Raw genomic sequence first — 13,115 nt, forward strand, 5'->3', positions numbered from 1 at the left:
CATCAATGGAAAGGAATTCAAAGTCATATAGGGTAGGGAGTAGGCACATAGCCTACCCCAACATTTGACTTAGAACCCTAAAAATTGAAAAAGTAACGATGGAATTTTCGTTTCAGTTACCATTAAGAATTGTTTAATAAAGGGGAAATCTGTTGAGGAATAGTTATGAAAAAGATCTCCCCACCACTCCGTTTCATAACGGCAAATCATACTTAAATTATAAAGCAACAAATAATGAACAACGATTTCAGGTAATGTTAAATAATCATCACGAATTCGTAATAAATAATAGTTGCCTGAATGACTACGGAGAAACGGTGCACAATCTAATCGGTTTAGTGGTTTTTCAAAAGGAATCACAACGTAGCCATTATTTTCGTAGGGTTCGTTTAGATGTGTGCGTGTACGGGTATTTAAAAAACGCCCCCAACTTGATACCCCAAGGTTAAAGTCATCAAGTAGTTTAGCTGTCACTTTAAAATCACTTTCCTCAGTCTTTTGTAACCGGTAAGAAATGGGCTTTTTATAAATACAGGCAAACAAAGGGTGTAGCTCAGGTACTTGTTTGAGGAGTACCTCCATTTTATATTTCTCTCCTTCCAAATGTTTCATGTGAAACATTTTGTCGTAAAAGTGCGAAAGGAGACCGTTTTTTTGTAGTCGGACTTCATCATTAAGAAACTCGTAATTTGACTTCTTGCGTTTTCTTGAGGACACACCATGGGCAAGGACTTGACTGTTTTCTGGGTAATGAGGGTCAACCGTTAAGATGCAAGCCTTCAGCAATTGAATCATGCCATAAAAGAGTAAAATTGGCCGTAGTTCGAGTGGTGCTTTGCTTGCTTGGATATAGTATTTTTCGCCATGTTCAAGGTGATAAATGAATGAGTAGCAGTTCTCATAGCTTAGGGTTTCGGCATCTTTAAGCTCACCTTTACGATAGCAGTCAGATAAGAAACGTTGTGTTAGTGTAGCTGATTGATATTTTGTAATGGGCTGCCAGTGTGTCGGTGTAACAATCGTCAATCCCTCCCTTTACGCTTTTTTTAACTATTATTCATGAACGTATTTTTTGAATAGTCAAACTTATACCGCATTCTTGACAGTAGTTTGTCCAATTGTTAAGCTACTAATAATATTTTCAGGAAACTTACAAGGAGAGAGGATGGAGTTTAGCGTGTGGGAAACTAAATTTGTTAAGGAAGGCTTAACTTTTGATGACGTATTACTCATTCCAGCGAAATCTGAAATTCTTCCACGGGATGTGTCGGTAAAGACGAAGTTATCGGAAACTTTAGAATTAAACATTCCGATTATTAGTGCCGGAATGGACACGGTAACAGAGGCAAAAATGGCAATTGCGATTGCCCGTGAAGGTGGTCTCGGCATTATTCATAAAAATATGTCGATTGAACAGCAAGCAGAAGAAGTGGATCGTGTAAAACGCTCAGAAAGTGGTGTCATTACAGATCCATTTTATTTAACACCAGATAGACAAGTATTTGACGCTGAACACCTAATGGGTAAATATCGAATTTCTGGTGTGCCGATTGTTGATGATGAGCAAAAGCTTGTAGGGATCATCACAAATCGCGACTTACGTTTTATTGAAGATTATTCAATTAAAATTAGTGAAGTTATGACAAGGGATAACCTTGTTACTGCACCTGTTGGAACAACGCTTGCGGAAGCTGAAGAACTGCTGCAAAAGTATAAGATTGAAAAACTACCACTCGTTTCTGATGACATGACATTAAAAGGGTTAATCACGATTAAAGATATTGAAAAAGTGATCGAATTCCCGAACTCTGCCAAGGATAGCCAAGGTCGCTTAGTGGCAGGGGCTGCTGTTGGTGTTACTACTGATACAATGGAACGTACAGCTGCACTTGTCGAGGCTGGTGTTGATGTTATTGTTGTTGATACGGCGCATGGCCATTCGCAAGGTGTTCTTGATAAGGTTGGCGAAATCCGTACGAAATATCCTGATTTAAACATTATTGCTGGTAACGTTGCAACAGCAGATGCAACAAGAGACTTAATTGAAGCTGGTGCTAATATTGTGAAAGTCGGTATTGGACCTGGGTCCATTTGTACAACTCGAGTGGTTGCAGGTATCGGTGTACCACAAATCACTGCTGTTTATGATTGTGCAACAGAAGCAAAGAAACATGGTGTACCGATCATTGCCGATGGTGGGATTAAGTACTCAGGCGATATTGCTAAGGCGTTAGCTGCTGGTGGACATGCGGTGATGCTCGGTAGTATTTTAGCGGGTGTATCGGAAAGCCCAGGTGAACGAGAAATCTACCAAGGACGTCAATTTAAAGTTTACCGTGGTATGGGGTCTATTGGTGCAATGGAAAAAGGCAGTAAGGATCGTTATTTCCAAGAAAATAATCAGAAGTTAGTCCCTGAAGGAATTGAAGGTCGTACACCATATAAAGGGCCTTTAGGTGATACTGTTCATCAGCTTGTTGGTGGTGTTCGTGCTGGTATGGGCTATTGTGGCACAGCGACTATTGATGAACTACGTGAAGAAGGGCAGTTCATTCGTATTACTGGTGCAGGCCTACGAGAAAGTCACCCACACGATGTACAGATTACGAAAGAAGCACCAAACTATTCGTTATAAAACGAACCGTTTCTTTCCTTTGTTTGTATTCAATATAGTTCGTTTTACCTTAAAATAGATAGGTCATTTACCTATCTATTTTTTTAATTTTAGGTATGGTAAAATTAGCTTTATGTGAAATCTAGTGGAGGTGTAAGGGTTGAAAAGCCTGCGTATCAATAAGTTTGTTTTTAGTTTTATGTTTATATTCCTGTTTGCAAATCTATTTAGTACGTCTTCGGAAGTGCGTGCTGATTTTAATAGTGGTGCAGATACAGCTATCCTTGTAGATGCTTCAACAGGGAATATTCTTTATGAAAAAAATGCCGATTTTACTGCTGGTGTAGCCAGTATGTCAAAAATGATGACTGAATACCTTGTTCTTGAAGCTGTTAATAATGGTTCGATTAACTGGGATTCCGTTGTTCCTATTAGTGATCTCGTTAATCAGGTCTCACATAGCCCTGGTCTATCAAATGTATTTTTAGATCCTGATGAGGACTATACTGTTCGTGATTTATATGAAGCGATGGCGATTGAGTCTGGGAATGCCGCGACTATGGCGCTAGCCGAGTATGTTGGAGGAACGTATACAGATTTTGTACGAATGATGAATGATAAAGCAGAAGAGCTTGATTTGCAGGACTACAAGTTTGTTAATTCGACAGGACTCAACAACAGTTATTTATTTGGTCAGCATGCAGAAGGTACGGCAGAAAATGACGAAAACCAAATGTCAGCACGAGCAACAGCAAAGCTAGCGTATCATTTAATTAACGATTATCCAGAAGTTTTAGAAACAGCTAGTATTCCAATGAAGTACTTCCAAGGTGAACCGGCAACAGGTGTAACACCACAGGAATGTCTAAATGATTGGACATGTATGAAAAACTGGAATGACATGCTTCCGGGACTTGGTCACTTTTACGAAGGAATTGACGGGTTGAAAACTGGGTATACTGACTTTGCAAAATATTGTTTTACCGGGACGGCAGAAAGAAATGACTTGCGTCTAATTTCTGTTGTCATGGGGACAGAATCAGAAACAGAACGCTTTAATGAAACACGTCGATTAATGGATTATGGCTTTAATACGTTTTCTAGCCAAGAGGTAATTGCTGCTAACGCGGTGATAGAAGATCATCAGACAGTGCCAGTCGCAAAAGGGAAGGAAAAAGAAGTTGCGATCTCAACGAATGAAGCGTTAACGGCAGTGGTTAAAGAGGGTGAAGAGGACTACTATCGTGCAGAGTTACAATTACATCCTGAGCTTTTAAATGAAGATGGAGAGTTAATTGCCCCACTCGAGCGCGGGGAAGAAGTGGGCACAGTTAACATCGTTTATGAAGGCGAAGGTGATTATGACTCGTTAATTGCTTCAGAAACTGTACACCCACAAGTGGCTGTTGTTACAGATACAGAGGTTGAAAAAGCTGGTTGGTTCAGAATGATGATGCGTGGTATTGGAGGCTTTTTCTCTGGAATTTGGTCAAGTGCAGCTGATACTGTGAAAGGCTGGTTTTAAAGAGTATTAGTAATTCTTAAAAACCGAGCAAATATATCGAGATTTAATTGGCTAATGTACAGATTAGTGGTAAAATAAATACAGAAAATTTATTATATTGTATTATAAACCGACAAGAAATTTATACAATATACGTCATCAAAGTAAAAGCAAATATAGGAGGAATTACATATGAGTAACACTGGTACAGATCGAGTAAAACGTGGAATGGCTGAAATGCAAAAAGGCGGCGTTATTATGGATGTTGTTAACGCTGAACAAGCAAAAATCGCTGAAGAAGCTGGTGCAGTAGCGGTAATGGCTCTAGAGCGTGTTCCTGCAGATATTCGTGCAGCAGGCGGTGTAGCACGTATGGCTGACCCAACAATTGTTGAAGAAGTTATGGAAGCTGTATCAATTCCAGTTATGGCAAAGGCACGTATTGGCCACATCGTTGAGGCTAAAGTGCTAGAAGCATTAGGAGTCGACTACATCGATGAAAGTGAAGTATTAACACCAGCTGATGAAGTTTACCATTTAAATAAAAATGATTTCACGGTTCCATTTGTTTGTGGTGCACGTGATATCGGTGAAGCTTGCCGCCGTATTGGTGAAGGTGCTTCAATGCTACGCACAAAAGGTGAGCCGGGGACTGGAAACATTGTTGAGGCAGTTCGTCATATGCGCATGATGCAATCACAAATTCGCAAAGTAGCTTCAATGTCAACAGATGAGTTAATGACTGAAGCGAAAAACACAGGTGCTCCTTATGAATTACTATTAAACATTAAAGAAACAGGCAAGCTTCCTGTTGTTAACTTCGCAGCTGGTGGTGTGGCTACACCTGCAGATGCGGCACTCATGATGCAATTAGGTGCTGATGGTGTATTCGTAGGATCAGGTATCTTCAAATCAGATAACCCACAACAATTTGCGCGTGCGATTGTTGAAGCAACGACACATTATGAAGATTACAAGTTAATTGCTGAACTATCTAAAAACTTAGGAACAGCAATGAAAGGGATTGAAATTTCAAACCTTGAGCCATCTGAGCGTATGCAAGAGCGCGGTTGGTAAAAAAACAAGCTGTTTAAGGCTTGTGCGCTGTAGAAAATGACAGCAAGTACAACATTGTAAAGGAGCTTTGAAATGGTTAAGATTGGAGTCCTTGCTCTACAAGGTGCAGTCAGAGAGCATGTCAAGTGTCTAACAGCGCCGGATACTGAGGTTGTCATTGTAAAGAAAGTTGAACAACTTAATGAGATTGACGGCCTAGTGTTCCCTGGTGGTGAGAGCACTACGATGCGCCGTTTAATTGATAAATATGGTTTCTTTGAACCATTAAAAGAGTTTGCAGCTGAAGGTAAGCCGATCTTCGGTACATGTGCTGGGCTGATTTTAATGGCTAAGCATATTGCTGGACAAGATCAAGGGCATTTAGAGTTGATTGACATGACTGTTGAGCGTAATGCATTTGGTCGTCAACGTGAAAGCTTTGAAACTGATTTAATTGTGACTGGAGTTGGTGACGACGTTACAGCTGTATTTATTCGAGCACCATTAATTAAATCTGTTGGTGAAAACGTCGAGATTCTTTCAAAATATGACGAAGAAATCGTTGTCGCACGAGAAGGGCAATTTTTAGCTTGTTCCTTCCATCCAGAGCTTACCGATGACCATCGCTTCCATCGATATTTTATCGAAATGGTAAGAGAAGCGAAGGATAATAAAGTACGTATGTAATTGTCAAAAACTAGGTATAATCAATAGTAATATCTTAAAGCGTTGAAGGGAATTAGTAATCACATTCGTTTGTTCAGAGAGTCGATGGGTGGTGTGAATCGATGAAACGGTGCGGTGAATCCCTCCCTGAGTAAAATACTGAAACATTGTTAGTAAGTATTTTCGGTCATCTTCCGTTACAAGATGTTGAGCGACATCAGCACGTATGCTGGTGTAAGTAGGGTGGCAACGCGAGAACTCTCGTCCCTTTTTTAGGGGATGAGAGTTCTTTTTAATGGGTATAGAAATATAAAGCAAGAAAGCTAAAGGAGGAACATCGACAATGTTAGATATTAAATTACTACGAAAAGACTTTGAAGGAATTAAAAAGAAGCTAGAGAACCGAGGGGAAGAGTTAGGCAACATCGATCGTTTTAGTGAGCTTGATGAAAAGCGAAGACAGATTATTGTCGAAGTAGAGGAACTAAAAGGCCGTCGCAACAAAGTATCTCAGGAAGTAGCTGCCCTAAAACGAGAGAAAAAAGATGCAGACCACTTAATCACTGAGACGAAGGAAGTATCAGCAAAAATAAAAAGCTTGGATGAAGAATTAAAGCACCTCGAGCAAGAGCTAGATGAACTGTTGCTGACCATTCCAAATATTCCACATGAAAGTGTTCCTGTTGGATTAACAGAAGATGATAATGTTGAAGTTCGTGCATGGGGTGAGAAAAAAGAGCTTGAGTTTGAGGCGAAAGCACACTGGGATATCGCGACAGAGTTAGGGATTATCGACTTTGAACGGGCTTCAAAAATAACCGGTAGCCGTTTTGTTGTTTACAAGGGTTTAGGGGCACGTCTTGAACGCGCATTAATTAACTTCATGATGGACCTACACCAAGATGAGCATGGCTATGAAGAGATTCTCCCACCATATATGGTGAATCGTACAAGTATGACAGGAACAGGGCAATTGCCAAAGTTTGAAGAGGATGCATTTAAAATCCGTGAGGAAGATTACTTCTTGATCCCAACTGCAGAAGTACCTGTCACTAATCTTCATCGTGATGAGATTTTAACTGGTGAGGAGCTGCCGATTACATATACAGCTTATAGTGCTTGTTTCCGGTCTGAGGCAGGTTCAGCTGGGCGTGATACTCGTGGCTTAATCCGTCAGCATCAATTTAACAAAGTTGAGCTCGTTCGTTTTGTAAACCCTGATGATTCATATGACGAGCTTGAAAAGTTAACTGGACATGCCGAGAAAGTTTTACAGTTGTTAAACTTGCCATACCGTGTGATGAGTATGTGTACGGGTGATTTAGGGTTCACAGCAGCTAAAAAGTATGACATTGAAGTATGGTTACCAAGTTATGATACGTATCGCGAGATTTCTTCTTGTAGTAACTTTGAGGATTTCCAAGCAAGACGTGCAAACATTCGTTTCCGCAGAGAAGCAAAAGGAAAAACTGAGTTTGTCCACACATTAAATGGCTCAGGTCTAGCAATTGGTCGTACAGTAGCGGCTATTTTAGAAAATTATCAGCAAGAAGATGGCTCTGTCATCGTTCCTGAAGTATTAAGACCGTATATGGGGAATGTAGAGGTTATCAAAGTAAAATAATTAGTGGTTTATGTAAAAGTGATCGGGGCGAAGCTAGTCGACGCTGGGATAAATGGTTAATTTTTTATCTTTTGTCCCAGCATTTTTTTATGAAAATAATGGTTGTCAGCTTTCTTTGTTTTATGGTATACTTCTTTTGTCGAAAAAACACGGAGGAATACCCAAGTCTGGCTGAAGGGATCGGTCTTGAAAACCGGCAGGCGGGTCAAACCGCGCGGGGGTTCGAATCCCTCTTCCTCCGCCATATTAAAAATATCCAACACTACGGATTACTGTAGTGTTTTTTTAATGGAAAAGGGGCGGAGCTACCTAGCATGAAGTGACAATGGTGGAAGGTCATGATGGTAGTAAGCAATGTAGTAAGTTCGCTTACTCGCACCACCTTAGATTAGAGTATGTGGGTTAACTTCCTGAGTGATAGAGGAGTTATGTCAAGGAAGGCAGTTTTAAAATAAATCGATGTATAGACCTTCTTTCATTAACGCATACTATAATGTACGAGTATGAACTAATGGAGGGTTAGCGTGAAAAGTATCGAAAAAAAGCGAGAGGTCGAAAAAAGTCGACTTGACCAAGTTGAGAAGGCTTTTATTCGGTGGAGCTGTTTCAGAAAGTATGAGGAAGATAAAATGCGCAAAACGAAGTAGTATTGATGTACTGCTTCGTTTTCGTTGTTATGGCCGTTTTCGAAAGGGTCTACCGGTGTGTGAAAGTGTAGTTGTGAAGTGAGCACCTGCATTGCCTTTGATTGAACTTTACTGTATTTTCGTTAGAGAAGACTTTATAATGTAGGGAAAACAATTAAGGTGATACGATGGATGAGAAGCAGCATGTTGAAGATCAATATTTTATGAAGAAAGCCATTGAACAAGCGATGTTAGCAGGGGAAAAGGAAGAGGTACCAATTGGTGCGATCATTGTGAAGGACGGTCACATTATTGCTTCAGCTCATAATATGAGGGAAACCAGTCAACAGGCCAGTGCCCATGCTGAGCTATTAGCAATTGAACAAGCGTGTAAACATGAACAATCCTGGCGTCTGCCTGGATGTACGTTGTATGTAACGCTCGAGCCATGTCAAATGTGTGCAGGTGCTGTCATTCAGTCACGTGTTGATCGCGTCGTTTATGGTGCAAGTGACCCGAAGGCTGGTTGCGCTGGTACCTTAATGAATTTATTGGAAGACCCTCGCTTTAATCACCGTGCAGAAGTTGTTGCAGGTGTGTTAAAGGGTGAATCTGCGCAGTTATTAAAAGACTTTTTTCGACAATTACGTGAAAAGAAGAAAAAGAAGAACAGCGAAAGTCAGTCAGATTCAACTTAAAATCTGGTGGAATACAACGATAAAATATGTTATATTTTCAAAAAAGGTTTTTATCTTAAGGCACTGGAGGTATTTAAGTGAATCCCAATCAATTTTCATTAGAAACTGCCCAAAAGCTTGCTGAAAAGTTAAATATGCCAATCGAACATATTATGCATACACCGAAGCATATTATTATGGCTAAGATCGCTGAACTTGAGAAAAAAGAAAACGAAAAAACTGAAGAGGATTCAAATTAATACATAGTTGTAAATGCAAGTGACATACTAGCACTGGATAACATATCCGTGATTGTCTTTTTGTTACTATTGCATTTTAGTGAAAAAACATCTATACTAATAAATGCGTCAAACAAAACAGACGCAAACAACAATGTTATACACTTTGTCGTGCTAGGTGGGGAGGTAGCGGTGCCCTGTACTCGCAATCCGCTATAGCGAGGCTGAATCCCTTTCCGAGGTTTTGTTGCCGTAGGGTCTGCCCTAAGTAAGTGGTGTTGACGTTCGGGTTCTACGCAACGAAAACCCATGAACCCTGTCAGGTCCGGAAGGAAGCAGCAGTAAGTGGCCCCTTTCGTGTGCCGTAGAGTCGCCTGAACCGAGCTAACTGCTTAGGTAACGCTTATGGCAACTTAATCGAAGAAAGGTGCACGGCAGTAAATTTATAGATAAGCAACCAACTTCTTGATGAAGTTTGGTTGCTTTCTTAATGTTTTCATTTGTTTACAGGAAAGTTTTGAAATCTATAGGTTGAATCGGTATAATAGGAATGAAACGAAGGACGAAGGAGGGTGTGGGATGAGCTATCAAGCGTTATATCGAGTTTGGCGCCCGCAGCAACTGAAGGATGTTGCCGGACAAGAGCATATAACGAAAACATTACAAAATGCATTAGTGCAAATGAAGTTTTCCCACGCATACCTATTTACTGGTCCTCGTGGCACGGGAAAAACGAGTGCTGCTAAAATTTTAGCAAAAGCCATTAACTGTAAGGAAGCACCAACAGCGGAACCGTGTAATCAGTGTGAGGCGTGTCGGGGAATTACTGACGGGTCAATTGTTGATGTCATTGAAATTGACGCTGCCTCAAATAATGGTGTCGACGAAATCCGCGATATTCGTGATAAAGTAAAATTTGCACCAAATGAAGTGACTTATAAGGTCTACATCATTGATGAAGTTCACATGTTATCAACGGGTGCATTTAATGCATTACTAAAAACTCTTGAAGAGCCACCGAAGCATGTTGTCTTTATTTTGGCGACAACTGAGCCTCATAAAATTCCACTAACGATCATTTCAAGGTGTCAACGGTTTGATTTCAAACGCATTTCAAACCAGGCGCTCGTAGATCGTATGAAATATATCGTTTCAGAAAGTAACCTGAACGTCGAGGAAGAGGCTTTTTATATGATCGCTAGAGCAGCTGAAGGTGGGATGCGGGATGCACTAAGTTTGCTAGATCAAGCGATTTCATATGCGACCGAGCAAGTGACGACTGAAGATGTTCTTTCGATTACAGGAGCTGTTTCACAGCAGTTCTTAACCGATATAGCGAGGGCGTTGAAGGACAACGACGCAGCTTCTGCCTTAAAGGCGGTCGACGAGCTTGTTCGCGAGGGCAAAGAGCCATTACGGTTTATTGAGGATCTCATTTATTACTTCCGTGATATGTTATTATATCAAACTGCCCCCGCGTTAGAAGAAGTCCTTGATCGCGCAGCTGTCGATAATGCCTTTGTGGAGTTAGCAAATGAGATAGCAAACGAATGGCTATTTGCAGTAATTGAGAGCTTAAATGAAAGTCAACAAGAAATGAAGTGGTCAAGTCACCCGAAGATCTTTCTTGAGTTAGCTGTCGTCAAGGTTTGTAATCAGCAAAAGCCTTCTGTAACAACGGCAACGAATGATCAAGATTATGAGCAGCTTAAAACAAAGATTGGCGAGCTTGAGAACGCATTAACGAAGCTAAAACAAGAAGGCATAAGAGAGGCTTCTAGTGAGCAGCAAAAATCTCAACCGAAAGCACAGCGTCGCCCACTTAAGAGCCAACCAGGTCAGGGACGAGTGGCTAGTGCTCAAGTAAAAGAGATGTTAAAATCAGCGACAAAGCAGGATTTACAGCAATTAACGAGTGAATGGGGAAATGTAATGGAGCGGGTACGTCAGCAAAATATCCCTGCTCATGCATGGCTTAGTGATAGTAAGCCCGTCGCTTGTTCACCTGATTCATTTTTATTAGGCTTTCAAAATGAAATGCATCGCGATATGATTGATACGAAGTTTCGTGATTTTGTTGAAACCGTTGTTCAAGAAACGTTTCAACAACCTTTAAGACTTGTCACTGTTTTACTGAGCCAATGGGAACAGATTAAGGATGATTATGTTCGTGAACAACGCAGTGATGAGACTGATTCAGAAGAAGATCCATTGGTCGATGAAGCGATCAAACTAGTTGGCTCTGATCTAGTGGAAATTATAGAGTAGCCAGGCTTCATAATTGGCCGTGTTCATGATAATGATAAAAAGAATCTTAGGATGATACCAAGGAGGACCTTACGATGAAAAACATGGGAAATATGATGAAACAAATGCAAAAAATGCAAAAGCAAATGGCAAAGGCACAAGAGGAATTAAAAGATAAAACAGTTGAAGCAACTGCAGGCGGTGGAATGGTTAAAGTCATTGCTAGCGGTGATAAGCGTGTCTTAGATGTTGAAATTTCAGAGGATGTTGTTGATCCTGATGATGTTGAAATGCTCCAAGATTTAATTTTAGCGGCTACGAACGAAGCGCTTAAGAAAGTGGATGAATTAGTAGAACAAGACATGGGGAAATTTACTAAAGGAATGAATATCCCAGGCATGTTTTAGGGGGTTAACTGCTTGCAATATCCTGAACCAATATCGAAGTTAATGGAAGGATTTATGAAATTGCCAGGCATTGGACCAAAGACTGCGAGTCGCCTGGCTTTTTTCGTTTTAGACATGAAGGAAGATGATGTGCTTGATTTTGCAAAAGCGTTAGTCAATGCAAAGCGGAATTTAACGCACTGTTCGATGTGTCATAACATTACCGATTCTGATCCGTGTCCGCTTTGTTCGGATACGAAACGAGATCATTCGATGATTTGTGTTGTCCAAGATCCAAAAGATGTCATCGCCATGGAGAAAATGAAGGAATACTTCGGACTATACCATGTCTTACACGGTGCCATCTCACCAATGGACGGTGTTGGTCCAGAAGATATTAAAGTTCCTGAACTACTAAAGCGTCTCCAAGATGATGAGGTTCAAGAGCTGATTATTGCGACGAACCCAAACATTGAAGGCGAAGCGACTGCCATGTATATTTCACGTCTTGTTAAGCCAACGGGCATCCGGGTCACTCGAATCGCTCACGGCCTTCCAGTTGGAGGAGACTTAGAATATGCCGATGAAGTGACGTTATCAAAAGCAATTGAAGGGCGACGTGAGCTTTAAATCAGTGTAGGAGATAAGTGAAAAGGAGTTTAATGCTTATGTTTTTTCAACGGAAAAAGCGAATCAGACAAGCGGAGGATGAACGGTTACTAGCATTAATTGAGGAAATGAAACAGCGCTTGTCAAAGCAACAGGCGATTATTTCCAGTAGTGTTGACCCATCACCGACTGTTTTAAATGATTTGCGAATAACAGAAGCTAAATATCTTTTTCTTTTAAAAGAGGCAAGAGTACGCCATGAAAATGGGAACGACAAATCTAATTAAGGGTTGTCGTTCTTTTTTTGTCCTTCTCGTCATATATATTTGATGAGTAGATGGCTTGTTCAAAAGCTTACAAGCAGAGGGGGACGTGTCGTATAATGGATCCGATATTGTTAGTATCGCTACTAGGAGGACTCATCTTTTTATTGCTGGTCATTGGTGCACCAATTAAACCTCTACGTTGGCTTGGACAAGGGGCAATCAAGTTGATGATTGGTGCGTTGTTTTTATTTTTCCTTAATGCATTTGGGTCAATGATTGATTATCATATTCCGATCAATCTAGTTACTGCATCAGTGTCGGGATTTTTAGGTATCCCTGGTGTTGTGTTATTAATTGCACTTGAACAGTTTATTATCCCGTAAGCAAATAATAACGTTGAGATAGCGATGAGGGTCTCCTAGAGGGCGTAGCCGAACCTCTTAGGTTACCCTCTTTTTTTATGTGTACAGACACGGAAAACGGGTATTGAACATATAGTAACAACAAGTTCGTTATCTTGTGGAAAAAAGATAAATGAAAAAATTTAAAATAGTGTATATTTTCCGTCGTAAGTGGGGATTACTGGATAGTGGAGGTGGAA

At 40.6% G+C, this 13,115-nt stretch carries 14 protein-coding genes, 1 tRNA gene, 1 other RNA gene and 1 other annotated feature; of the genes, 15 read left to right on the plus strand and 1 reads right to left on the minus strand.

The features are described 5' to 3' along the window. Positions 1-69 precede the first annotated feature (69 nt). A complete protein-coding gene (locus tag KH400_RS17370; protein ID WP_217226783.1) occupies positions 70-1,026 on the minus strand; it encodes a YaaC family protein in 957 nt (318 codons plus the stop codon). Between the two features lie 151 nt (positions 1,027-1,177). On the opposite strand from KH400_RS17370, the gene guaB reads away from it, so the two are divergent. From guaB to KH400_RS17440, 15 genes are all read left to right on the plus strand, one after another. Then, complete coding sequence (gene guaB / locus KH400_RS17375) at positions 1,178-2,635, plus strand: IMP dehydrogenase (RefSeq protein WP_217226787.1); 1,458 nt, start codon at positions 1,178-1,180, stop codon at positions 2,633-2,635. A 139-nt stretch (positions 2,636-2,774) separates the two neighbouring features. Then, positions 2,775-4,139 carry a D-alanyl-D-alanine carboxypeptidase family protein gene (locus KH400_RS17380; protein WP_246589798.1) on the plus strand — a complete coding sequence of 455 codons (1,365 nt, stop codon included), beginning with the start codon at positions 2,775-2,777 and terminating at the stop codon, positions 4,137-4,139. A 171-nt stretch (positions 4,140-4,310) separates the two neighbouring features. Next, a complete protein-coding gene (pdxS, locus tag KH400_RS17385) occupies positions 4,311-5,195 on the plus strand; it encodes a pyridoxal 5'-phosphate synthase lyase subunit PdxS (RefSeq protein WP_217226789.1) in 885 nt (294 codons plus the stop codon). Between the two features lie 72 nt (positions 5,196-5,267). Continuing rightward, entirely contained in the window at positions 5,268-5,861 is a 594-nt protein-coding gene (gene pdxT, locus KH400_RS17390; protein WP_217226791.1) for a pyridoxal 5'-phosphate synthase glutaminase subunit PdxT, read from the plus strand. Positions 5,862-5,894: 33 nt separating this feature from the next. Beyond that, positions 5,895-6,112, plus strand: a binding site (T-box leader). Positions 6,113-6,183: 71 nt separating this feature from the next. Next, the gene (gene serS / locus KH400_RS17395) at positions 6,184-7,464 is read left to right on the plus strand and encodes a serine--tRNA ligase (RefSeq protein WP_217226794.1); all 1,281 of its coding nucleotides are present in this window, start codon (positions 6,184-6,186) and stop codon (positions 7,462-7,464) included. A 151-nt stretch (positions 7,465-7,615) separates the two neighbouring features. Beyond that, positions 7,616-7,708: transfer RNA gene (locus tag KH400_RS17400), tRNA-Ser, on the plus strand. A 280-nt stretch (positions 7,709-7,988) separates the two neighbouring features. Beyond that, a complete protein-coding gene (locus tag KH400_RS25355) occupies positions 7,989-8,111 on the plus strand; it encodes a hypothetical protein (RefSeq protein ID WP_281418743.1) in 123 nt (40 codons plus the stop codon). 167 nt (positions 8,112-8,278) lie between these two features. Next, on the plus strand, positions 8,279-8,788 hold the full coding sequence (gene tadA / locus KH400_RS17405; protein ID WP_217226796.1) for a tRNA adenosine(34) deaminase TadA: 510 nt from the start codon (positions 8,279-8,281) through the stop codon (positions 8,786-8,788). A gap of 77 nt (positions 8,789-8,865) precedes the next feature. After that, positions 8,866-9,027 carry a YycC family protein gene (locus KH400_RS17410; protein ID WP_217226799.1) on the plus strand — a complete coding sequence of 54 codons (162 nt, stop codon included), beginning with the start codon at positions 8,866-8,868 and terminating at the stop codon, positions 9,025-9,027. Positions 9,028-9,175: 148 nt separating this feature from the next. Next, an RNA gene (ffs, locus tag KH400_RS17415) (signal recognition particle sRNA large type) lies at positions 9,176-9,441 on the plus strand. Between the two features lie 144 nt (positions 9,442-9,585). Then, positions 9,586-11,274 (plus strand): DNA polymerase III subunit gamma/tau, encoded by a 1,689-nt coding sequence (dnaX, locus tag KH400_RS17420; RefSeq protein WP_217226801.1) that lies wholly within the window; start codon positions 9,586-9,588, stop codon positions 11,272-11,274. A 74-nt stretch (positions 11,275-11,348) separates the two neighbouring features. Further along, positions 11,349-11,660: a YbaB/EbfC family nucleoid-associated protein gene (locus KH400_RS17425; RefSeq protein WP_217226804.1), complete on the plus strand. Its 312-nt coding sequence runs from the start codon at positions 11,349-11,351 to the stop codon at positions 11,658-11,660. 12 nt (positions 11,661-11,672) lie between these two features. Beyond that, a complete protein-coding gene (recR, locus tag KH400_RS17430) occupies positions 11,673-12,269 on the plus strand; it encodes a recombination mediator RecR (RefSeq protein ID WP_217226806.1) in 597 nt (198 codons plus the stop codon). A gap of 38 nt (positions 12,270-12,307) precedes the next feature. Beyond that, positions 12,308-12,535, plus strand: a complete 228-nt coding sequence (locus KH400_RS17435; RefSeq protein WP_217226808.1) for a YaaL family protein — start codon at positions 12,308-12,310, stop codon at positions 12,533-12,535. A 95-nt stretch (positions 12,536-12,630) separates the two neighbouring features. Beyond that, the gene (locus KH400_RS17440) at positions 12,631-12,897 is read left to right on the plus strand and encodes a pro-sigmaK processing inhibitor BofA family protein (protein ID WP_217226810.1); all 267 of its coding nucleotides are present in this window, start codon (positions 12,631-12,633) and stop codon (positions 12,895-12,897) included. The last annotated feature ends 218 nt before the right edge of the window (positions 12,898-13,115 follow it).

It is taken from the genome of Desertibacillus haloalkaliphilus, from assembly GCF_019039105.1.
GTDB classification, from domain to species: domain Bacteria; phylum Bacillota; class Bacilli; order Bacillales; family KJ1-10-99; genus Desertibacillus; species Desertibacillus haloalkaliphilus.

Bases quoted from the DNA above. Each gene is read 5' to 3' on its own strand.
- pdxT (WP_217226791.1), top strand. From the start codon at position 5,268: ATGGTTAAGATTGGAGTCCTTGCTCTACAAGGTGCAGTCAGAGAGCAT.
- KH400_RS17440 (WP_217226810.1), top strand. From the start codon at position 12,631: ATGGATCCGATATTGTTAGTATCGCTACTAGGAGGACTCATCTTTTTA.
- tadA (WP_217226796.1), top strand. From the start codon at position 8,279: ATGGATGAGAAGCAGCATGTTGAAGATCAATATTTTATGAAGAAAGCC.
- serS (WP_217226794.1), top strand. From the start codon at position 6,184: ATGTTAGATATTAAATTACTACGAAAAGACTTTGAAGGAATTAAAAAG.
- dnaX (WP_217226801.1), top strand. From the start codon at position 9,586: ATGAGCTATCAAGCGTTATATCGAGTTTGGCGCCCGCAGCAACTGAAG.
- pdxS (WP_217226789.1), top strand. From the start codon at position 4,311: ATGAGTAACACTGGTACAGATCGAGTAAAACGTGGAATGGCTGAAATG.
- KH400_RS17435 (WP_217226808.1), top strand. From the start codon at position 12,308: ATGTTTTTTCAACGGAAAAAGCGAATCAGACAAGCGGAGGATGAACGG.
- KH400_RS17425 (WP_217226804.1), top strand. From the start codon at position 11,349: ATGAAAAACATGGGAAATATGATGAAACAAATGCAAAAAATGCAAAAG.